The organism is Streptomyces aculeolatus, assembly GCF_020400605.1.
In the GTDB taxonomy this organism is placed as follows: Bacteria; Actinomycetota; Actinomycetes; order Streptomycetales; family Streptomycetaceae; genus Streptomyces; species Streptomyces aculeolatus.
Map to the genome: position 1 here is coordinate 182,019 of NZ_JAINRD010000005.1, position 19,976 is coordinate 201,994.

The 19,976-nt window shown below is 73.1% G+C and carries 16 protein-coding genes; 6 read left to right on the forward strand and 10 right to left on the reverse strand.

Annotated features, from left to right (window positions below; genetic code table 11):
• Positions 1 to 99: 99 nt before the first annotated feature.
• The 8 genes from LG396_RS11520 to LG396_RS11555 form a co-directional block, all read right to left on the reverse strand.
• A complete protein-coding gene (locus LG396_RS11520; RefSeq protein ID WP_078536748.1) occupies positions 100 to 693 on the reverse strand; it encodes a GTP-binding protein in 594 nt (197 codons plus the stop codon).
• Positions 674 to 1,300: a DUF742 domain-containing protein gene (locus tag LG396_RS39650; RefSeq protein ID WP_225794664.1), complete on the reverse strand. Its 627-nt coding sequence runs from the start codon at positions 1,298 to 1,300 to the stop codon at positions 674 to 676. Before LG396_RS39650 ends, LG396_RS11520 begins: the two co-directional genes overlap by 20 nt.
• An 89-nt stretch (positions 1,301 to 1,389) precedes the next feature.
• Positions 1,390 to 1,803 carry a roadblock/LC7 domain-containing protein gene (locus LG396_RS11530; RefSeq protein ID WP_078524293.1) on the reverse strand — a complete coding sequence of 138 codons (414 nt, stop codon included), beginning with the start codon at positions 1,801 to 1,803 and terminating at the stop codon, positions 1,390 to 1,392.
• 9 nt (positions 1,804 to 1,812) lie between these two features.
• Positions 1,813 to 4,575 carry a sensor histidine kinase gene (locus LG396_RS11535; RefSeq protein WP_225794849.1) on the reverse strand — a complete coding sequence of 921 codons (2,763 nt, stop codon included), beginning with the start codon at positions 4,573 to 4,575 and terminating at the stop codon, positions 1,813 to 1,815.
• A 460-nt stretch (positions 4,576 to 5,035) separates the two neighbouring features.
• Positions 5,036 to 5,629, reverse strand: a complete 594-nt coding sequence (locus LG396_RS11540; RefSeq protein ID WP_078572953.1) for a GTP-binding protein — start codon at positions 5,627 to 5,629, stop codon at positions 5,036 to 5,038.
• On the reverse strand, positions 5,610 to 6,020 hold the full coding sequence (locus LG396_RS11545; protein WP_026276533.1) for a DUF742 domain-containing protein: 411 nt from the start codon (positions 6,018 to 6,020) through the stop codon (positions 5,610 to 5,612). The genes LG396_RS11540 and LG396_RS11545 overlap by 20 nt, the downstream gene beginning before the upstream one ends.
• A gap of 74 nt (positions 6,021 to 6,094) precedes the next feature.
• Positions 6,095 to 6,517 carry a roadblock/LC7 domain-containing protein gene (locus tag LG396_RS11550; protein ID WP_078524120.1) on the reverse strand — a complete coding sequence of 141 codons (423 nt, stop codon included), beginning with the start codon at positions 6,515 to 6,517 and terminating at the stop codon, positions 6,095 to 6,097.
• A complete protein-coding gene (locus LG396_RS11555; protein ID WP_225794665.1) occupies positions 6,518 to 10,231 on the reverse strand; it encodes a sensor histidine kinase in 3,714 nt (1,237 codons plus the stop codon). It lies immediately after the preceding gene.
• Positions 10,232 to 10,858: 627 nt separating this feature from the next.
• On the opposite strand from LG396_RS11555, the gene LG396_RS11560 reads away from it, so the two are divergent.
• From LG396_RS11560 to LG396_RS11575, 4 genes are all read left to right on the forward strand, one after another.
• Positions 10,859 to 11,053, forward strand: a complete 195-nt coding sequence (locus LG396_RS11560; RefSeq protein WP_018838961.1) for a hypothetical protein — start codon at positions 10,859 to 10,861, stop codon at positions 11,051 to 11,053.
• 46 nt (positions 11,054 to 11,099) lie between these two features.
• A complete protein-coding gene (locus LG396_RS11565; RefSeq protein WP_018838960.1) occupies positions 11,100 to 11,912 on the forward strand; it encodes a fumarylacetoacetate hydrolase family protein in 813 nt (270 codons plus the stop codon).
• Positions 11,913 to 11,931: 19 nt separating this feature from the next.
• Positions 11,932 to 13,407, forward strand: a complete 1,476-nt coding sequence (gltX, locus tag LG396_RS11570; protein WP_078548545.1) for a glutamate--tRNA ligase — start codon at positions 11,932 to 11,934, stop codon at positions 13,405 to 13,407.
• Positions 13,408 to 13,492: 85 nt separating this feature from the next.
• A complete protein-coding gene (locus LG396_RS11575) occupies positions 13,493 to 15,667 on the forward strand; it encodes a sensor histidine kinase (protein WP_225794666.1) in 2,175 nt (724 codons plus the stop codon).
• Between the two features lie 25 nt (positions 15,668 to 15,692).
• On the opposite strand, the gene LG396_RS11580 is transcribed toward LG396_RS11575, so the two are convergent.
• Entirely contained in the window at positions 15,693 to 16,301 is a 609-nt protein-coding gene (locus LG396_RS11580; RefSeq protein WP_020610428.1) for a response regulator transcription factor, read from the reverse strand.
• Positions 16,302 to 16,399: 98 nt separating this feature from the next.
• Between LG396_RS11580 and LG396_RS11585 the strand changes: the two genes are divergently transcribed.
• Both LG396_RS11585 and LG396_RS11590 read left to right on the forward strand, forming a co-directional pair.
• Positions 16,400 to 17,131, forward strand: a complete 732-nt coding sequence (locus LG396_RS11585) for an ABC transporter ATP-binding protein (protein WP_051642459.1) — start codon at positions 16,400 to 16,402, stop codon at positions 17,129 to 17,131.
• Positions 17,122 to 19,587: an ABC transporter permease gene (locus LG396_RS11590; RefSeq protein WP_372483489.1), complete on the forward strand. Its 2,466-nt coding sequence runs from the start codon at positions 17,122 to 17,124 to the stop codon at positions 19,585 to 19,587. Before LG396_RS11585 ends, LG396_RS11590 begins: the two co-directional genes overlap by 10 nt.
• A 118-nt stretch (positions 19,588 to 19,705) precedes the next feature.
• Here the strand turns inward: LG396_RS11590 and LG396_RS11595 are convergent, their stop codons facing one another.
• Positions 19,706 to 19,918: an acyl-CoA carboxylase epsilon subunit gene (locus LG396_RS11595; RefSeq protein WP_018838954.1), complete on the reverse strand. Its 213-nt coding sequence runs from the start codon at positions 19,916 to 19,918 to the stop codon at positions 19,706 to 19,708.
• Between the last annotated feature and the right edge of the window lie 58 nt (positions 19,919 to 19,976).

Consider the following 19,976-nt stretch of genomic DNA (forward strand, 5'->3'; position numbering starts at 1 on the left):
CCCCGCCAGGGGGGCTCTGTTCCGGTGGCCGCCGTTCCCGGCGACGGACAGAACATTACCCGATCGCAGACCGCACTCCAAAACGGGTTACGGCAGGCCCTAGCGGAGCCTGGCCATGAGGGCGTGCTCGACGAGCGTGATCAGCGTCGACTTGGACTCCGACCGGTGGCGGGCGTCGGTCCTGAGGATCGGCGTCTCCGGGCCGATCTGCAGCGCCTCACGCACCTCGTCGGGCGAGTACGGCTGATGCCCGTCGAACCCGTTCAACGCGATCACGAACGGCAACCCCGAGTTCTCGAAGTAATCCACCGCCGGGAAACAATCCGCCAACCGCCGCGTATCCACCAACACCACCGCACCGATGGCACCACGCACCAGATCGTCCCACATGAACCAAAAACGATCCTGACCAGGCGTCCCGAACAGATACAGGATCAAATCCTGATCCAACGTGATACGACCGAAATCCATCGCCACCGTCGTCGTGGTCTTCCCCGACACCTGCGACAGATCATCGATCCCCGCAGACGCCGACGTCATCACAGCCTCGGTACGCAACGGATTGATCTCCGACACCGAACCCACGAACGTGGTCTTCCCCACCCCGAAACCACCCGCCACCACGATCTTCGCCGACGTGGTCGCACGAGCCGGAGAAGAACCGGCCACACCACTAGAGCTTGCGAAGTCCACTGAGCACCCTTTCGAGCAAAGTCACATCTGGCTGGCCCCCCGCGGAGTCGCCGCCGCCCGGCTGGTGGATCGTGACCAGGCCGGCTTCCGCGAGGTCGGCCACGAGGATGCGCGCGACGCCCAACGGGAGGGTCAGCAACGCGGAGACCTCCGCGACCGACTTGAGTTCATAGCACAGTCGGCAGATGCGCTGGTGCTCGGGGAGCTGGGAAGTGAGGCGGGAGGGATCGGCAGTGGTCTGCACCAATGCCTCGATGGCGAGCTGATAACGCGGCCGGGTCCGGCCGCCGGTCACGGCGTACGGGCGCACCAGCCGCGACTGCGGGCTCCGGGCCGCGCGGCCGCCGCGCGCGGCGGCGGGCTGGGCATGGGGCTGCGGGGCGGGGCGGCCGCGGTGCTGCGGCGGGCCGTCGCCGTACGGCGGCGGGGGCGGAGGCTGCGGCTGCCCGGGGGACGGGGGCACGCCCGGGGCCGCGTACGGTACGCCCGGAGCCCCCGGCCACGAGGGCGTCCCGTGCTGCGGCGGCGTGCCCGGCCGGTCGGACTGCCGGCCGTAGCCGTATCGCCAGTCCTCACCGCCGTGAGGTACCTCTTGGTGCGCTGCCACTGCGTTCCCCTTCCCCGACGGCGTGCCGGAGCTTCACTGCACTCGACGCACCTTAGCCCGGCGAGCGGGCAACGTGCATCGGTTGTCGGCTAGTTCAGCAGGCTGCCTTGCAGCTCCGCGCGCAGGTCGGGGGTGAGCACGGCGCCCGCCCGGTCGACCAGCAGGGCCATCTCGTAGCCCACCAGACCGATGTCGCACTCCGGGTGCGCCAGCACGGCGAGGGCCGAGCCGTCGGAGATCGACATGATGAAGAGGAAGCCGCGCTCCATCTCCACCACCGTCTGGTTGACGTAGCCGCCCTCGAAGATGCGCGAGGCGCCGGCCGTCAGCGACGTCAGTCCGGATGCCACCGCCGCCAGTTGGTCGGCGCGGTCGCGGGGGAAGCCGTCGGACATCGCGAGGAGGAGTCCGTCGGCGGAGACCACCACCGTGTGCGACACCCCCGGGGTGTTGTCCACGAAATTGGTGATCAACCAGTTCAGGTTCTGCGCCGCCTGGCTCATCGGGCTCACCTAACGCTCCTGATCGTATGTGCCGGGGCCCACGCCCGGTCCGTCGTTCTGCTGCGGCCCCCGCTCGCGGCCCTGCTGGACTCCGCGGCGCAGCTTGCTCAGCCTGCCGCGTACGTCCTCCGGGGCCCGGGAGACCTGTGGGCCTCCCAGCGGGGCCTGCTCCGCGGTGCCCTCGACCAGGTTCTGGCGGGGCACCCGCCGGGGAAGGCCCGCGGGGGTGACCCCGCCCGCCTTCGGTTCTCGCACCTGCTCGGCGCGCTCCCAGCGTTCGTCGTTCGCCGACCTCCACTCGTCGTCGGCCGGGGCCGGCTCCGGTTCGCCGAAGCCGAAGCCCCCGCGGCCGGTGCCGAGCTGTGCCGTGGATTCCGTTTCCGATTCCGGCGGGCTGTCGTACGCGCCCTGTCCCGTCCAGTGGTTCGGCGCGGTGCCGGGATCTACTTGGCCGTAGGTATCGTACGCGGGCTCCGCCGGGATACCCCCGGCCGTGAAGGCATCCGTACCCGGCGCCTCCGCTTCGGTGTCGTGGAAGCCCGGCGTACGGTCCTGCGCCGCCGCTTCGAGCGCGGCCCTGCGCTCCTCGCGCAGCAGCGAGCGCTGGATGGGGTCGAAGACCCCCTCCTGGCCGCCGAGCGCGGGCATGGCCGGGCGGGGCGCCTCGACCTGCGGGTACGGGGAGTCGTCGAAGCCCAGTTCCGCCGCGCTGCGCGGCCGGCCGCCGGCGAAGCCGTTGCCGGCCGGCTGGAAGGACGGCCGGTCGGCGACGATCCGGGAGACGGTGAACTCGTCCTGCTGCTCGGGTGCCTCGGTGGCGCCGCCGAAGGCGATGGCCTCGGGCAGCATCACCAGCGAGGTGGTGCCCGACTGCTCGCCAGAGGGGCGCAGCTGTACGCGGACGCCGTGCCGGTCGGCGAGCCGGCCGACCACGAACAGGCCCATGCGCTGCGAGATCGCGACGTCCACGGTGGGCGGGTTGGCGAGCCGGTGGTTGATGTCCGCGAAGTCCTCGGCGGTCAGGCCGATGCCCTTGTCGTGGATCTCGACCATCACCCGGCGGTCGGGCAGCCGGGTGGCGGTGACCCGGACCTTGGTGTGCGGCGAGGAGAACGTGGTCGCGTTCTCCAGCAGCTCGGCGAGCAGGTGCACGAGGTCGGTGACGGCGCTGCCGTGGATCTCGCTGTCGGGCACGCCCTCCAGCTCGATGCGCTCGTACGACTCGACCTCCGAGGTCGCCGCGCGTAGCACGTCGACGAGCGGGACCGCCTCGTCCATGTGCCGGCCGGTGTCCTCGCCCGCGAGCACCAGCAGGTTCTCGCCGTTGCGGCGCATGCGGGTGGCGAGGTGGTCCATGTGGAACAGGTTCTCCAGCTGCTCCGGGTCCGCCTCGTGGTCCTCCAGGCCGGAGATGAGTTCGAGCTGGCGCTCGATGAGGCCCTGGTTGCGCCGGGAGAGGTTGGTGAAGATCGCGTTGAGGTTGCCCCGCAGCAGCGCCTGCTCGGCGGCCAGCCGGACCGCCTCGCGGTGCACCTGGTCGAAGGCGCGGGCGACCTCGCCGATCTCGTCCCTGCTGTGCAGCGGGATCGGCTGCACCCGGGTGTCCACCCGGCCGGGGTCGGTGCGGGAGAGCTGGTCGACCAGCATCGGCAGCCGCTGCTCGGCGATGCCGAACGCGGAGTTGCGCAGCAGCCGCATGCTGCGGCCCATGGAGCGGGCCATCAGCGCGGCGATGACGAAGCCGATGAGCAGCGCGCCGACGGCGATGGCGGCGCCGACGACGGTGTCGCGCTTGGCGGACTCGACGATGTCGCGGGCGTCGGCCACGGCGCGGTCGGCGAACTCGATCTCGACGGTGCGGTACGCGGCGATGGGCACGCTCGTGGCCGCGTACCAGGTCTGCGGGGTGATGCCCTGCTCGGCGAGGTCCGCGGGAGTGGTGCCCTCGCCGATGCCGGCGACGCCGGCGAGCATCTCCTCGGGCTTCGGCGGCGGGGTGAACTCGCCGCCGCCGCCCTCCGCCTCGCGCTGCGCCTCGGCGAGCCGCTGCTTGGCCTCTTCCTCCTGGTCGGCCAGCGCGTCCTTGAGCATCCGGTTGTCGGCGGCGGTGCTGCCGGTCCTGAACTCGTCGAGGGCGATGGGCTCCAGATAGGCGAAGGAGGCGAGCGCGGTCTTCTCCGCCGCCAGCACCTCGGCCTTCTCGGGCGGGCTGACGAGCAGCTCGGTGCCGATGGAGCGGACCAGCGAGGCGGCGGACTTGGAGAGGGAGATCGCGTACATCGCGCGGCCGTAGCTGGTGATGTTGCCGGTGCCCAGGCCGAGCTCGTTGGCGAAGGTCATCAGCGGGCGGTACATCTCCGCGTACCCGAGGTGGGTGTCGGTGCCGGGAGCCTGGGGCGTGAACGCGGCCTCGCGCATCTGCTCCAGGTTCTTCTCCTGCTCCCGGAAGGCGTTCAGCCTGCGCTGCAGGCCGGACGTGTCCGGCATGTCCGCGACCTGCCGGTCGAACTCGGCCGCGGCGGCGTCGGTGGCCTTGCGGGCCTCGGTCACCCGGCTCGCCTCGCGGTCGCCGTGGAGCAGCGGCTGCACGGAGACGTCGCGCTCGGCCATGAGGCGCTCGGCGTAGTCGCCGGCGGCCTTGGCGACCTTGGCGGTGTTCTCCGCGTCCTGGGCCTCCTGCCAGGTGTCGACGGAGTTGTTCACCTGGAAGCCCGCGAAGACGATGGCCACGAGCACCGGGATCAGCAGGATCGCGTTCAGCCGGGTGGCCACCCGCCAGTTGCGGGGCGAAAATCTGCTGCCGCTGGGCGGCGGCGGGGCCGGCTGCGCCCCGGCAGGGGGCGGCACCGCCGCGTGCGACGGCGGGCTGAAGTTGCCCCGCGCCTCCTGTGCGGGGCCCTTGCTGCTGCGCCTCACCGGACCAACAACCTCTCGGCCTACTCTCGGGTCAGTTCCTCGAATTCCAGCACGCCGCGCGGCACATTCCAAACGCCTGTCGAGGACTTCGTACGATCACGCAGGCACCGTCAAAAAGGACGTAAGCGGCGCCAACCGACAAAGTGCAACCACGGCATCAGCGGAACGGAGTCGACCGCCTGCGTCCTGTGCAACGCACCCCCTCAATCTGCTTCCAAACGTTATCAACGCCTCAGGGGCAGGTTGCACCGTACGGTGCAACCTGCCCCTGGCGAAGTCTCCGGCCCGCGGCGCGCGGCCGGGCCGGCCGGTGCGCTCAGCGCAGCCGGGCCATCAGCGCGTGCTCGACGAGCGTGATCAGCGTGGACTTGGACTCGGACCGCTGCCGCGCGTCCGTCGTCAGGATCGGCGTCTCCGGGCCGATCTGCAGCGCCTCACGCACCTCGTCGGGCGAGTACGGCTGATGCCCGTCGAACCCGTTCAACGCGATCACGAACGGCAACCCCGAGTTCTCGAAGTAATCCACCGCCGGGAAACAATCCGCCAACCGCCGCGTATCCACCAACACCACCGCACCGATGGCACCACGCACCAGATCGTCCCACATGAACCAAAAACGATCCTGACCAGGCGTCCCGAACAGATACAGGATCAAATCCTGATCCAACGTGATACGACCGAAATCCATCGCCACCGTCGTCGTGGTCTTCCCCGACACCTGCGACAGATCATCGATCCCCGCAGACGCCGACGTCATCACAGCCTCGGTACGCAACGGATTGATCTCCGACACCGAACCCACGAACGTGGTCTTCCCCACCCCGAAACCACCCGCCACCACGATCTTCGCCGACGTGGTCGCACGAGCCGGAGAAGAACCGGCCACACCACTAGAGCTTGCGAAGTCCACTGAGCACCCTTTCGAGCAAAGTCACATCGGGGGTTCCGTCGGCATCCGTGCCGCCGCCGGGCTGGTGGATCGCCACGAGGCCGGCCTCGGCCAGGTCGGCGACCAGAATGCGCGCGACGCCCAGCGGCAGGGTCAGCAGCGCGGAGACCTCGGCAACGGATTTCACCTCTCGGCACAGGTGGCAGATCCGCTGGTGCTCCGGAAGCAGCCCCTGCAGCCGCATCGGGTCGGCCGACGTGCTCACCAGCGCCTCGATGGCGAGCTGATAACGGGGCCGGGTCCGGCCGCCGGTCATGGCATAGGGCCGGACCAGCGGCTGATCGCCTTCACCTTCGTAGGGCTGATGCTGGGCACCACCGTACGAGTCGGGTGAGGCGGGTGGCGGGGTCATGGATCCTCCGGACGGGAACATGGCCGATGGGGAAGGGTCTGATAAAGCGGGCGGCCGGGGCGGCCGGCCGTGGTTCAGTGCAGCAGGCTGCCCTGCAGTTCCGCGCGCAGGTCGGGGGTGAGCACCGCGCCCGCCCGGTCGACCAGCAGCGCCATCTCGTAACCGACCAGGCCGATGTCGCACTCCGGGTGCGCCAGCACGGCGAGCGAGGAACCGTCGGAAACGGACATGATGAAGAGGAAGCCGCGCTCCATCTCCACCACGGTCTGGTTCACGCTGCCGCCTTCGAAAATGCGCGAGGCGCCGGCCGTCAGCGACGTCAGTCCGGACGCCACCGCCGCAAGCTGGTCGGCACGGTCCCGCGGAAAGCCGTCGGACATCGCCAGAAGCAGTCCGTCGGCGGAGACCACCACCGTGTGCGACACCCCCGGGGTGTTGTCCACGAAATTGGTGATCAACCAGTTCAGATTCTGCGCCGCCTGGCTCAATGGACTCAACTAACGCTCCTGCTGATAGGTGGGACCAAAGCCGTTGCCGCCGAGGGTCTCGCCGGTGCCGCCGGCCTGGCGGCCCCGCTGGATTCCCCGGCGCAGGCTCGTCAGCCTGCCGCGCACGTCGTCGGGCGCGCGCGAGACCTGGGTTCCGCTGGCGTTCGCGGACTGCTGCGCGGTGCCCGCGACGAGGTTGGCGCGCGGTACCCGCCGCGGCAGCCCCGACGTGGTGACGCCGCCCGCCTGCGGGGTGCGCAACTGCTCCGCACGGCGCCAGCGGTCGTCGTTGGGCGAGGGACCCCAGGCCGCCGCGGGGGTGGCCGTGGCCGGCTGGGCCGCGGGGGCGGCGGGCGGGGACGCGGGCCGGGCCGGCGCCTCCTGGTCCGGCTGGGCGGCGGGCGGCGCGTCGGCCGCGGGCTGCTCGGCCGCGGGTGCCGCGGGTGCCTCCCCGCGGCCGCGGTTGCCGCGGAACCAGTTCGACTCCATCGAAGCGAAGATCGGCGTGGGTTCGTCGCCGGTGGTGGGTACGGGGCCGCCGTCGAGGAGGCCGTCGTCCAGCGGCGAGCCGGCCCGCTGCTGCGGCACCGCGGTCGGGTACTCGCCGGTGTCCTGCGGACCGGGGCGCTGCCACGGCATCGCGTACTCACCGGTGTCGCCGGGACCGGGACGCCGGCCCGGCATCGCGTACTCGCCCGTGTCGCCCGGGCCGGGGCGCTGCCCCGGCATGGCGTACTCGCCCGTGTCGCCGGGGCCGGGCCGTGCCACCGGGTGCGCGCCCGTGTCGTACGACGACGCGGGGATCGCCGGCGGCACCGGGTGGGCTCCGGTGTCCTGCGGGCCGCCGCCCGGGCGGGCCACGGGGTGCGCCCCGGTGTCCCCCGGGCCGGAGCCGGGCTGCGGACGGCGCTGCAGGGGCGGCGCCGGATGCTCGCCGGTGTCCTGCGGCGCACCGTACGCGGCGGCCTCGCCGGGTACGGGCGACTGCGGGGAGCGCGGCGGCGGCACGGAGCCGAACGCCGGGATCCCCGCGGCCCCGCCGGGGGGCGGGCCGGAGACGTCGGGGCGGGAGAACTGGGTGGTGTCGGCGTCGTCGTGCTCGCGCGGTCCGTCGTGCCGGTCGCGGCCGGAGTCGCGCAGCCCGGCGCCGGTGTGCTGGGCGTCGGCCGGCTCGCGGGCACCGGAGTCGGCGCCCGGCCTGGCGGGCAGCCCGGGACGGGCGGGCGGGGCTGCCTGCCCCGGGGTGCCCGTACCCGAATGGGAGTTCGCTCCGGGGGCGGCACCGAAGGCCGAGCCGCCGGGGAAGGCGGAGCCCGTACCGGAGCCGGAGCCCGGCGAGCGGCCGAAGGCCGAACCGGCACCTGCGGGTTCGCGCCCGGGCAGGCCGGGCCGCTGGCCCGGGCCGCCGGAGCCGCCGGGACCGCCGCCCGAGCCGCCGACGTCGCGGCTGGGCAGCGCGGGCCGGCCGGCGCCGGCGCCCGCCCCCACCTGGCCGCGCTGCTGCGCGGCGCCGAGCCTGCTCATCGCACCGCCGCGGCCCGCGGCGGCGCCGCGTGCCGGGGCGCTCTTGCCGGGGCCGCCGGTGCCCGCACCGGGCGTGCCGGCCGCGGCGCCCGACGGCTGCTTGCCGCCCGCGCCGCCGCCGTTCTGCGTGACGTCGACCGGGAGCATGACCAGCGCGGTGGTGCCCCCGGAGTCGGAGGGGCGGAGCTGGATGCGGATGCCGTGGCGCAGCGAGAGGCGGCCGACCACGAACAGGCCCATGCGGCGGGAGACGGAGACGTCGACCGTGGGCGGGTTGGCCAGCCGCTCGTTGATCGCCCCGAGGTCCTCGGGCGACAGCCCGATGCCGGTGTCGTGGATCTCGACCAGCACCCGCCCGTCGGGCAGCGCGTGGCCGGTGACCTTGACCTTGGTCTGCGGCGAGGAGAACGACGTGGCGTTCTCCAGCAGCTCGGCGAGCAGGTGGACGAGGTCGTTGACGACGCGGCCGGCGACCTGGGTGGCCGGTACGGCGGACAGTTCGATCCGCTCGTACTGCTCCACCTCGGAGGCGGCGGCGCGCAGCACGTCGACCAGCGGGACCGGGCGGGTCCACCGGCGGCCCGGCTCCTCGCCCGCGAGGACGAGGAGGTTCTCGCCGTTGCGGCGCATGCGGGTCGCGAGGTGGTCGAGCTTGAAGAGGTTCTCCAGCTGGTCCGGGTCGGCCTCGCGGGACTCCAGTTCGGATATGAGTGAGAGCTGACGCTGGATGAGGCCCTGGCTCCGGCGCGAGAGGTTGGTGAACATCGCGTTCACGTTGCCCCGCAGGAGCGCCTGTTCGGCGGCCAGCCGGACCGCCTCGCGGTGCACGTCGTCGAACGCGGACGCCACCTTGCCGATCTCGTCCCGGCTGCGGATGCCGACGGTCTCGACGGAGGTGTCGACGTCCTGCGGGTCGGCGTCGGAGAGCTGCTTGACCAGCTCGGGCAGCCGCTTCTGGGCGACGGTCTGCGCGGTGTCCTGCAGCCGGCGCAGCGAGCGGACCATGGAGCGGGCGACGACGAAGGCGCCGGCCAGCGAGATGAGCAGCACGAGGAGGATCAGGACGCCGTTGAAGATGGCGTCGTTCTGGGCCTCGGACCGCAGATCGCGCGCAGCCTGCTCCATCTCCTGGAGCAGGTGCTGCTCGATCTTCTTCATCTCTTCGATCTTGACGCTGTCCAGCTCGTACCAGTGCCGGTAGCTCATGTCGGCGTTCTTGATGCTGTCCGGGTTGTTCACCAGGTTCTTGGCGAACGTGTCGGCCTGCTGCACGGAGGCGTTGCCGCCGTCCAGCGAGCGCATCAGATCCGTCAGGCCGATCCGGCCGGAGTACAGGTGGGCGAAGAGCTTGAGCGAGGAACTCTCGGCCTCCTGGGCGGAGGCGGCCTCCAGCCGGTCGGCCTCGGCGAATTCGTCGCGCGGCTCCTCGGCGAGCGCGGCGCTGATGATCGCCTGCTGGACGGAGGCGTACTCCTTGGCGGAGGAGAAGGTCGCCAGTGCCCGGGTCTTGGCGATCATGTCCGGGTTGCTCGTGGCCAGGGCCATGTCCTGGGAGAGCGAGACCAGGGAGTCGACGAGTTCGCCGTACGCCTTGACCGTCTGGGCGGCGCCGCCGGTGTCGTCCGCGTAGGCCGTCTTGCGAATGCTGTTGATCTTGTTGAGCTTCTCGATGACGCTCGTCAGCGAGTTGTTGACCCCGGCGAGGTCCTCGTCGTCGGTGGTGTCGATCTCGTCCGCGGACCGGGTGAAGGCGATAAGGGCCTTGTCGGTCTCGTCGCGGGCGTCGGTGATGTCCGGGTGCTTGGGGTTCCCGTCGACGATGAGGCCGGCCGACTTGTCGCGCTCCTGCTGGAGCATGTCGGCGAGTTCGGTGGCCTCCTCGGTCATGTCCGTCAGCAGCTTCATGTTCTCCAGCTGCTGGAGGTTCTGCCAGGAGTCCTCAATGCGGAAAGCCCCCAGCGTGGTCGCGGCGACCACGGGGAGCGCGAGGAGCGAGACGAGTCTGGTGCTGATGCGCCAGTTGCGCAGCAGGATCCGGGAGCCCGGCCCCTTCGAGCCCTTGGGCTGCTGCATGTTGGCGAAGTCGCCGGCCTCGGGCGCGGGTATTCGGGCGCCGCCGCGGTCGGCGTTCCGGTCCGGCGAGGAGCTCGCGCTCTGGCCGTACCGAAGGGAGGCTGCGCGGTCGGTCTTCCCACGCACCTCAGGCTCGCCCGGAACGCTGCCGTCAGTCTTCAATCGTCCCTGCACTAGCGTCGCAACCTCTAGGACCGGCTCCGGCGCATGCACCGGAGCGTTGTCTGGTCGTGCGGGAGCTTAGGCCCCCACCCGCCGTGAACCAACCGGCGCAAGCTCCCCGCACAGTCCCCCGCGTGGCGCCCCGTTGCGCCTTTGCGTCGACTGCACCCCAGCGACGGTCCGTGGAATTCCAGCACAGTGCCGGGATCTCCAACAAGGCCCGGGGGTAACAGCTCGACTGCAACTACTCACCGTGCCGGTCACATTACACGCCGTCCAAGCAGCGGGTGGGGATAACGGACATTTTCCTACGAGGTGCATGGCGCAGGCCCGTGTCCCGGGTCGGGACCATCGGTCGGGAAATGTCTCCCCTATGCAGACATCGACTGTTTCCACCCCTCGTCGGGCTCGACGATATTTGGCATTCGTCACCGGCGAGGTGAGGAAAGTCACAATGCCGTACGGGATGGGTCCCGACGGCGCGGGGAATAGCGGCGCCTACCCTTCCCTTGACACAACGGATCGTTCCGTAAAGCCAGTTCTCGTCGGCCCGGCAGCGGGCCCCGGCACGTAAAGGCGCGCGTAACCGCCATGATCTTCCGCACGATAGCCAACCCGCGGCGCACCACCCTCGCCCACCTCGACGACGCCGGGGACCTGCTGCTTCCCGAGCCGCCCGAGGCACTCGCCGCCCGGATCGCCGCCGCCGCCCCCGGCGCGCAGCCGCCGGACCGGACCGCGAACCCGCGCCGCACCGTGCTGGAAGAACTCCCGTCCGGCGCCTGAACCCGCGCGGCGCGACGCACCGTGGCGGGGCGATAACCTGGGCCCCGTGCGTATCGCCAGGTTCTCCGTCGACGGCAGTGTCGCGTTCGGTGTGGTCGAAGGCTCCGACGGCTTCGACGGCGCCGGCACCCCCCGGGGCGAGGTCACCCTCGACGTGATCAAGGGCCATCCCTTCGCCGAGTTCGAGCGGTCGGGCCGCAGGCTCCCGCTGGACAAGGTGCGGCTGCTGCCCCCCGTGCTCCCCAACAAGGTCGTCGCGATCGGCCGCAACTACGCCGAGCACGCCGCGGAGCTGGGCAACGAGGTGCCGGAGGTACCGGTCACCTTCTTCAAGCCGTCCACCTCGGTGATCGGCCCCGGCGACCCCGTCGCGTACCCGTCCTTCTCCCAGGACCTGCAGCACGAGGCGGAGCTGGCCGTGGTCATCGGCCGGCTCTGCCGCGACGTGCCGCTGGAGCGGGCCCAGGACGTGATCCTCGGCTACACCTGTGCGAACGACGTGACCGCGCGCGACGTCCAGCGGCGCGAGAAGCAGTGGGCCAGGGCCAAGGGGTTCGACACCTCCTGCCCGCTCGGCCCCTGGGTCGAGACGGACCTGGACCCGGCCCGGATCGCCGAGGGCATCGCCATCCAGTGCACCGTGAACGGCGAACAGCGCCAGCTCGGCCGGACGACGGACATGGTCCGCTCGATCCCCGAGCTGATCGTGCACATCACCGAGGCGATGACCCTGCTGCCCGGTGACGTCATCCTGACCGGAACCCCCGCGGGCGTCGGCCCGCTCCACGACGGCGACGAGGTAGCCGTCACCATCGAAGGCATCGGCACTCTCGCCAACAAGGTGATCAAGCGTGGCTAGCGCAGCCCCCCCGGCCCCCCTGCGGGTCCGCTTCTGTCCCTCCCCCACCGGCAACCCCCACGTGGGCCTGGTCCGCACCGCCCTGTTCAACTGGGCGTACGCGCGGCACACCGGCGGCTCGCTGGTCTTCCGGATCGAGGACACCGACGCGGCCCGGGACTCCGAGGAGTCGTACGAGCAACTGCTCGACTCCTTCCGCTGGCTGGGGATCGACTGGGACGAGGGCCCCGAGGCCGGCGGCCCGCACGCGCCCTACCGGCAGTCGCAGCGCATGGACATCTACGCGGACGTGGCCCGCCGGCTCCAGGACGCCGGGCACGCCTACCGCTGCTACTGCACCGCGGCCGAGCTGGAGGAGCGCCGCGAGCAGGCGCGCGCCGCCGGGCGGCCCTCCGGGTACGACGGGCACTGCCGCGAGCTGACCGCCGAGCAGGTGGCCGCGTACGAGGCCGAGGGCCGCACCTCGATCGTCCGCTTCCGCATGCCGGACGAGACGATCACCTTCACCGACCTGGTGCGCGGCGAGCTGGCCTTCGCCCCCGAGAACGTCACGGACTACGGCATCGTGCGCGCCAACGGCGCCCCGCTCTACACCCTGGTCAACCCCGTCGACGACGCGCTGATGGAGATCACGCACGTGCTGCGCGGCGAGGACCTGCTGTCCTCCACCCCGCGGCAGATCGCGCTCTACCGCGCGCTGATCGACCTCGGCGTCGCCAAGCGGGTGCCGGACTTCGGCCACCTGCCGTACGTCATGGGCGAGGGCAACAAGAAGCTCTCCAAGCGCGACCCGCAGGCCTCCCTCAACCTCTACCGCGAGCGCGGCTTCCTGCCCGAGGGGCTGATCAACTACCTCTCCCTGCTGGGCTGGTCGCTCTCCGCCGACCGCGACGTCTTCACCCGCGAGGAACTGGTCGCGGCCTTCGACATCACCGACGTGGTGCCCAACCCGGCCCGTTTCGACCTGAAGAAGGCCGAGGCCATCAACGCGGACCACATCCGCATGCTCGACGTGAAGGACTTCGCCGAGCGCTGCACCCCCTGGCTGCGGGCGCCGCACGCGCCGTGGCCCGCGGAGGCATTCGACGCGGACGCCTTCGCGGCGGTGGCGCCGCTGGCGCAGACGCGCCTGACGGTGCTGTCCGACATCACGGCCAACGTCGACTTCCTCTTCCTCGACGAGCCGGTGTCCGACGAGAAGTCGTGGGACAAAGCGATGAAGCCGGGGCAGCCGGGTGCGGCCGACCTGCTGCGGACCGCGCGGGCGAAGCTGGCGGCGGCCGAGTGGGCCGCGGAGCCGCTGAAGGAGGCGGTGCTCGCCGCGGGCGAGGAGCACGGGCTGAAGCTGGGCAAGGCGCAGGCGCCGGTACGGGTTGCGGTGACGGGGCGGACGGTGGGGCTGCCGCTGTTCGAGTCCCTGGAGGTGCTGGGCCGCGAGCGCACGCTGGCGCGGGTGGACGCGGCGCTGGCGCGGCTGGCGGCCGAGCAGGGCTGACGGGTACGGGCGCGGTGCGGCCGGGCGGCCGTCCGCACCCCGGTCACCTGCGCGAACAGCCGCGGGTATGGGGCATTATGGGCCGGTGCCCACCCGGACGGACATCACGGACGACCCCCAGGCGCCCCGTGGCGGTTCCGGTGCGGCGGAAGGGCGCCCCGGCGGACGCGGGGTCCTGACGGCCGGCCGGCGACGGGCCCGGAGGGCCGCGGGCGGACCCGGCCCGGCCCGCTGGAGCGCCGTCGCCGTGATGGCGGCGTTCGCCGCCGTGTACGTGGCCGCCGGATCCCCGCTCGTACTCCTTGCGTTCACCCTCCAGCTCGGCCAACTGGTCCCGGCCCTGCGGCAGTCGGGGCCGCGCCTCGTGCTGCTGCTCGCCGCCCAGGCGGCCGCGTGCGGGGCCGCGGTGTACGCCACCGGCACCTCCGTCGCCGTCCTCGGCTTCCTCGGCGGGTCGCTGCTGCTCACGCCCTGGTGGCCGGCCGCCGTGCCGGTGGCCGCCGCGGCGGCGCTGACCGGCCCGGTGGACTCGTTCATCAGCATGCTGCTGATCAGCCTGGTCTGCTACGGGCTCACCCGGCTCGCCGACCTGGCCGACGAGGTCCACGCCGCCCGCCTCGACCTCGCCGCCGCGGCCGTCGGCGAGGAGCGGCTGCGTATCGCCGCCGAACTCAGCGAGGGGCTCGGCCGCGGACTGGCCGGCATCACCATGGGGGTCCGCGCCGCGCTGGACCGGCCCGAGCGGTCCGCGGAACTGCTCGCCGAGGTCGCCGGTGCCGCCCGGGACTGCCTGGCGGACGCCCGCGGCTCCGCCGACCGGTTCCGGGCCATGGCCCTGGCCCCCGAGATGACCTCCGCCCGCGCCCTGCTGGCCGCCGCGGGCGTCGCCACCGAGGTGCGCACCGGGCACAGCGAGCCGCTCGGCTCCGCGGGCGCGCTGCTGGGCGGGGTGCTGCGGGAGGCCGTCACCGCCCTGATCAGCCGCGGCACCGCCACCCACTGCCTGATCGAGACCGGCTGCGAACCGGGCCGGGTGTGGCTGGCGGTGGTCAGCGACGACACCACCACCGCGGAGGAGGACGTCCTGGGCGGCCTGCCGGAGCGGATCGCCGCCGCCGGCGGCAGCCTCACCACCGCCCTGACCCCCGAGGGCCGCCGGGAGGTACGGGCCGTACTGCCCGACGCCGGGCGGCCGGCGGCGCCGGACGGGGACAGCCTGCGGTGGGCGTACCGGCTGTCCCTCGCGGTGCTCGCCGCCGTCCTGGCCGGCTTCTCGCTCAAGGCGCTGCTGCTCGTGTCCGGCCACCAGGTGCTGCCCGCCGCCGCCCTGCTGGCGGTGGTCGTCACCCTGCACCTGCGGTCGGTGCACGGCAGGCATCCGGTGCACCTGGCCCTGATGGCGCTGCTCACGTATCTGCCGATGGCGGAGTTCGGCCGGGGCTGGCTGGGCACGGCGGGCTTCCTCGCCGGGCCCGTCCTGCTCGCGCTGCCCTGGGCCGTGGCCTGGCCGGTCGTGGGCGCCGTCATGGGGAGCGTCGCCGTCATCGGGGTGCAGCTGAGGCTGTCGCCGGCGCTGACCGTCAACTACACGCTCAGCACGATGGTCACCGGGCTGGTCATCCACGGGCTGCTGCGGCTGCCCGGGATCGTGCGGGAGTTGCAGGCGGCCCAGCGGCGGCTGGCCCGTGCGGCGGTGGTGGAGGAGCGCCTGAGGGCCGCCCGGGACCTGCACGACCTGCTCGGCCACAGCCTCGCCGCCATCCTCCTGACCTGTGAGCTGACTCGCCGGCTGCCGCCGGAGCGGGCCCGGGGCGAGTTGCGGAACATCCTGGTGATGGCCGAGCGGGGAGAGGCCGATCTGCGGTCCGCTGCGGGCGGCGTGGGCCGGATGCCGCTGGACACGGAGGCCGGCTCCGCCCGCTCCGTGCTGGCCGCGGCCGGGATAGACACCGGGGTCTCGCTCGCCCACGACGGGCTGCCCGCCGGTACGGAGACGGCTCTCAGCGCGGTGCTGCGGGAGGCGGTGACCAACGTGCTGCGGCACAGCGACGCGCGGACGGCGGAGATCTCCACGGCCGCGGAGGCCGGCGGGGTGCGGCTGCGGGTGCGCAACGACGGCGTACGCGGGACCGGCGGCCGGCGGGACTCCTCGGGGCTCGGCAACCTCACCACGCGGCTCGCGGCGCTCGACGGGACGCTGACGGCGGGAGCGGGGGACGGCTGGTTCGAGCTGTCCGCGTGGGTGCCGGGCCGGAGTTGAGGACACCTCCCTCCGCGTACGCCCGCTATATCCAGCCGGCCTCCGTGGCGATCCGCACCGCGTCCGTGCGGTTGCGGGCGTCGAGCTTGGCGACGATGCCGGTGAGGTAGTTCCGTACGGTGCCCGCCGTCAGATGCAGCCTGCCCGCGATCTCGGTCGGCTCGGCGCCCCCGGCGACCTGCCTCAGCACCTCCGCCTCCCGCTCCGTGAGGGGGTTGTCCGCCAGGTCCCAGGCGGCGACCGCCAGTGCGGGGTCGAGCACCCGCTCCCCGGCCGCCAGCTTGCGGATCGCGGTGAGGAGTTCGTCCGGCGGCGCGGTCTTCAGCACGAAGCCGTGCACACGCGCGGCGAGCGCCCGGCGCAGGTGCCCCGGCTTGCCGTACGCGGTGAGCATCAGCACCCGGCTGTCCGGGAGTTCGTCGTGCAGCCGGGCCGCCGCCGCCAGGCCGTCCAGTTCGCCGGGCATGTCGATGTCCAGGACGGCCACGTCGGGGCGGTAGACCCGGGCCGCGTCCACGGCCGCCGCGCCGCTGTCCACCGACGCGACGACCTCCAGGTCGGGTTCGAGGTCGAGCAGGGCGGACAGCGCCCGTCTGATCACGTGCTGGTCCTCTGCCAGCAGTACCGATATCACCCTGTCAGGTATAGCAGTGTCCGGATCATGACGACGTCATGCCGCATGCGTGACGGCGTCGGTGGGAGGCGTCCGCGCCGGGCGGCAGGCTCGTACCCATGGCGGACACAGTGCAGTTGGAAGCGGTCAGCAAGGTCTACGGCAAGGGACAGGGGGCGGTGGCGGCACTGCGCGAGGTGTCCGTCGCCATCCCGCGGTGCAGCTTCACCGCGGTGATGGGTCCTTCGGGTTCGGGCAAGAGCACGTTCCTGCACTGCGCGGCGGGACTGGACAGCCCCACCTCGGGCACCGTGCGGCTCGGCGGCACCGACCTGACCCGGATGAACGAGACGAAACTCACCGAACTGCGGCGGCAGCGCATCGGTTTCGTCTTCCAGGCGTTCAACCTGATCCCCTCGCTCACCGTGCTGGAGAACATCACCCTGCCGCTGCGGCTCTCCGGTACCCGCACCGACAAGGCGCGGCTGCGGGACATCGTGGACCGGGTGGGCCTGACCGGGCGCACGGACCGGCGGCCCGCGCAGCTCTCCGGCGGCCAGCAGCAGCGGGTGGCGCTCGCCCGCGCCCTGGCCACCGGACCGGAGGTGATCTTCGGCGACGAGCCGACCGGCGCACTGGACACGATGACCGCCCGCGAGGTGCTGAACCTGCTGCGCGAGACGGTCGACTCACTCGGCCAGACCGTGGTGATGGTGACCCACGACCCGGTGGCCGCCTCCTACGCCGACACGGTGCTGTACCTCGCCGACGGGCGGATCGTGGACGAGACGCAGGACCCCACCGCGGAGAAGGTCGCCGAGCGGATGACCCGGCTGGGGGCGTGGAAGTGAGGGCGCTGCTGTCGTTCTCCCTGAAGACCCTGCGGCACCGCAAGGCCGCCTTCGCCGGCGCCTTCGTCTCCCTGTTCTGCGCCGCCGCCCTGGTGAGCGCCTGCGGGATGCTGCTGGAGACCGGCCTGCGCGGCCACGTCGACCCCGAGCGCTACGCCGGCGCCCCGGTCGTCGTGGCCGGCGACCAGTACGTGCACAAGACCATCACGAAGGGCAACGGCAAGACCAAGCACAAGTCCAAGGCCATCTCCGAACGGGCCTGGATCCCCGAGTCGCTGACGGAGGAGGTGGCCGGGGTGCCGGGCGTGCGCAAGGCGGTCGCCGAGGTCGCCTTCCCGGTCGGCACCCCGGACGGCGAGGCGGCGGGGCACGGCTGGGACTCGGCCGTGCTCACCCCCTTCACCCTGGCCGACGGCCGCGCCCCGCGGCAGGCCGGCGAGGTCGTGGTCGACGGCGGCTCCGCGCTGCGCACCGGCGACCGGTTGCGCGCGCTGACCCCCGCCGGCGCCGCCGAGTACCGGGTGACCGGCGTGACCGCGCAGACGGTGGCCGGCCAGGACACGCTGTTCTTCGCGCCGGACGAGGCCCGGCGGCTGGCCGGCCGCCCCGGCCTGGTGAGCGCGATCGGCGTGTTCACCGCGCCGGGCGCCGAGCCCGACCTCGCGGCCGCGTTGCGCGGCACCCGGGCGCTGGCGCACACCGGCGCGGACCGCGGCACGGCGGAGTTCCTCGACGCCGAGCAGGCACGGATCAAGCTGATCAGCATGGGCGGCGCGCTGGGCGGCACCTCGCTGATCGTCGCGGTGCTCGTGGTCTCCGGCACCTTCGCCCTGTCCGTACAGCAGCGCCAGCGCGAGATCGCCCTGCTGCGGGCCGTCGCTGCCACGCCGCGGCAGCTTCGCCGGCTGCTCGGCGGCGAGGCGCTGGTGATCGCGCTGGCCGCCGGGCCCGCGGGCGCCGCGGCCGGCTTCGGGGTGGGGTTCTGGCTGCGCTCGAAGTTCGTGGAGCTGGGGACGATGCCGGCGCACCTGCCGCTGGTGGTCAGCCCGTTCCCCGCGGTCGCCGGGCTGCTCGCCACGGTGCTCGCCGCCTGGGCGGCGGCCCGGCTGGCGGCCCGCCGCGCCGCCCGGGTCCGGCCGGTGGAGGCCATGGGCGAGGCGGCCCTGCCCACGGCGCGGCTGCCGTGGCCGCGGCTGGTCGCGGGGGCGGTCGCCACCGCGGGCGCGGTGGTCCTCACCCTCGTGCTGTCGGGCCTGTCGACGGAGGCCGCCGCGAGCCCGGTGACCATGCTCACCGCTCTGGTGTGGACCATCGCGGTGGCGCTGCTGGGCCCGCCGCTGGCCCGGGCCGCGGCCGCGCTCGCCGCGATACCGCTGCGCGCCTCGCGGGTCAGCGGCCACCTCGCCGCCGCCGGCATGCGCACCGGGGCCCGCAGGACGGCCGCCGTCGTCACCCCGCTCAGCCTGCTCATCGGGCTGGCCTGCACCATCCTCTTCGTACCGACCACCCTGGGGCACGCCGCCGAGCGGGAAGCCGCGGCCGGGACGCGGGCGGACTACGTCGCCGGCCCGCGGATCCCGGCCGGCGCGGCCGAGGCGCTCCGCGGGGAGCCGGGCGTCGAGGCGGTCACCGAGGTTCTGCACACCGAGGTACGGGCCGGGCTGACCAAGCTCACCGCCCGGGGCGTCACGGCCGGGAAGCTGGCGCGGACCACCGACCTGGGCGTGGTCTCCGGCAGCATGGCCGGCTTCGACGCGGAGGCGGTGGCGGTCAGCGAGAACGCCGCGGGCCGGCTCGGCGTCGGAGTGGGCGACGAACTCGCCCTCACCCTCGGCGACGGCACCCCCGCGGAGCTGACGGTCGCGGCGGTCTACTCGCGCGGCCTCGGCTTCGGCGAACTCACCCTGGCGCACGACCTGGTGGCCGGGCACGTGGACGACCGGCTGGGCACGCTGCTGGTCGCGGCCCCCGAGCTGACCCGTGCCGAGTTGGCGGAGCTGCTCGCCGGCGTGCCGGGGGCCGAGGTGCTCGACCGGGCCGAGGCGGTCGCCGCGGAGCCGGAGAACGCCGCGGTGAACTACGTCGCCATGGGGCTCATCATCGCCTTCACCGCGATCGCCGTGGTCAACACGCTGGCCATGTCCACTGCGGACCGCGTACGGGAGCTGGCGCTGCTGCGGCTGGTGGGCACCACCCGGCGGCAGGTGCTGCGGATGCTGCGGCTGGAGACGCTGTCCGCCCTGCTGCTGGCCGGGGTGCTCGGCACCGGGATCGCATACGCCACCCTGACCGCCTTCGCGGCCGGCATGACCGGCACCGCAGTCCCGCACATCCCGCCGGCCGGCTACCTCGCGCTCGTCGCGGGCGTCGCCGCCCTGGCCCTGGCGGCCACCGCGCTCCCCGGCCGCGTCGCCCTGCGGCAGCACCCCGCGGAGGCGGTCGCGGGCCGCGAGTGACGTGCGCCCGGTTCGCCGCCGCGGGCCCGCCCCGCGGGCACCGGCGGCGGCGCGCCGGTGACATGCGAAGGCCCCGCCTGCGGCGGGGCCTTCGGGTGTGCGGGGCGGCGGGCGCCGGTCAGCGCTGCCAGCTGTGCGGGGCGCGGAAGCCGTGCTGGCGCTCCAGCCGGCGCCAGCGGGCCGCGGAGCCCGCGTGCCCGCCGCGGCGGGCGTGCGTCGGCTGCGGGGCGGCGGCCCGGGCGAGCAGCACCGCGGTGAGCGCGGCGAGCTCCTCCTCGCTGGCCTCGCCCTTCTCGACGCGGACGAGGTTCTCGGTGTGGTGCGTGGTCACGTGTGTGCTCCTGGGCTGTTCTGCGCGGTCGGCTGCGGGCTGCGGGGTGTGCGGAAGC

Bases quoted from the DNA above. Each gene is read 5' to 3' on its own strand.
- LG396_RS11530 (WP_078524293.1), bottom strand. From the start codon at position 1,803: ATGAGCCAGGCGGCGCAGAACCTGAACTGGTTGATCACCAATTTCGTG.
- LG396_RS11545 (WP_026276533.1), bottom strand. From the start codon at position 6,020: ATGACCCCGCCACCCGCCTCACCCGACTCGTACGGTGGTGCCCAGCAT.
- LG396_RS11560 (WP_018838961.1), top strand. From the start codon at position 10,859: ATGATCTTCCGCACGATAGCCAACCCGCGGCGCACCACCCTCGCCCAC.
- LG396_RS11585 (WP_051642459.1), top strand. From the start codon at position 16,400: ATGGCGGACACAGTGCAGTTGGAAGCGGTCAGCAAGGTCTACGGCAAG.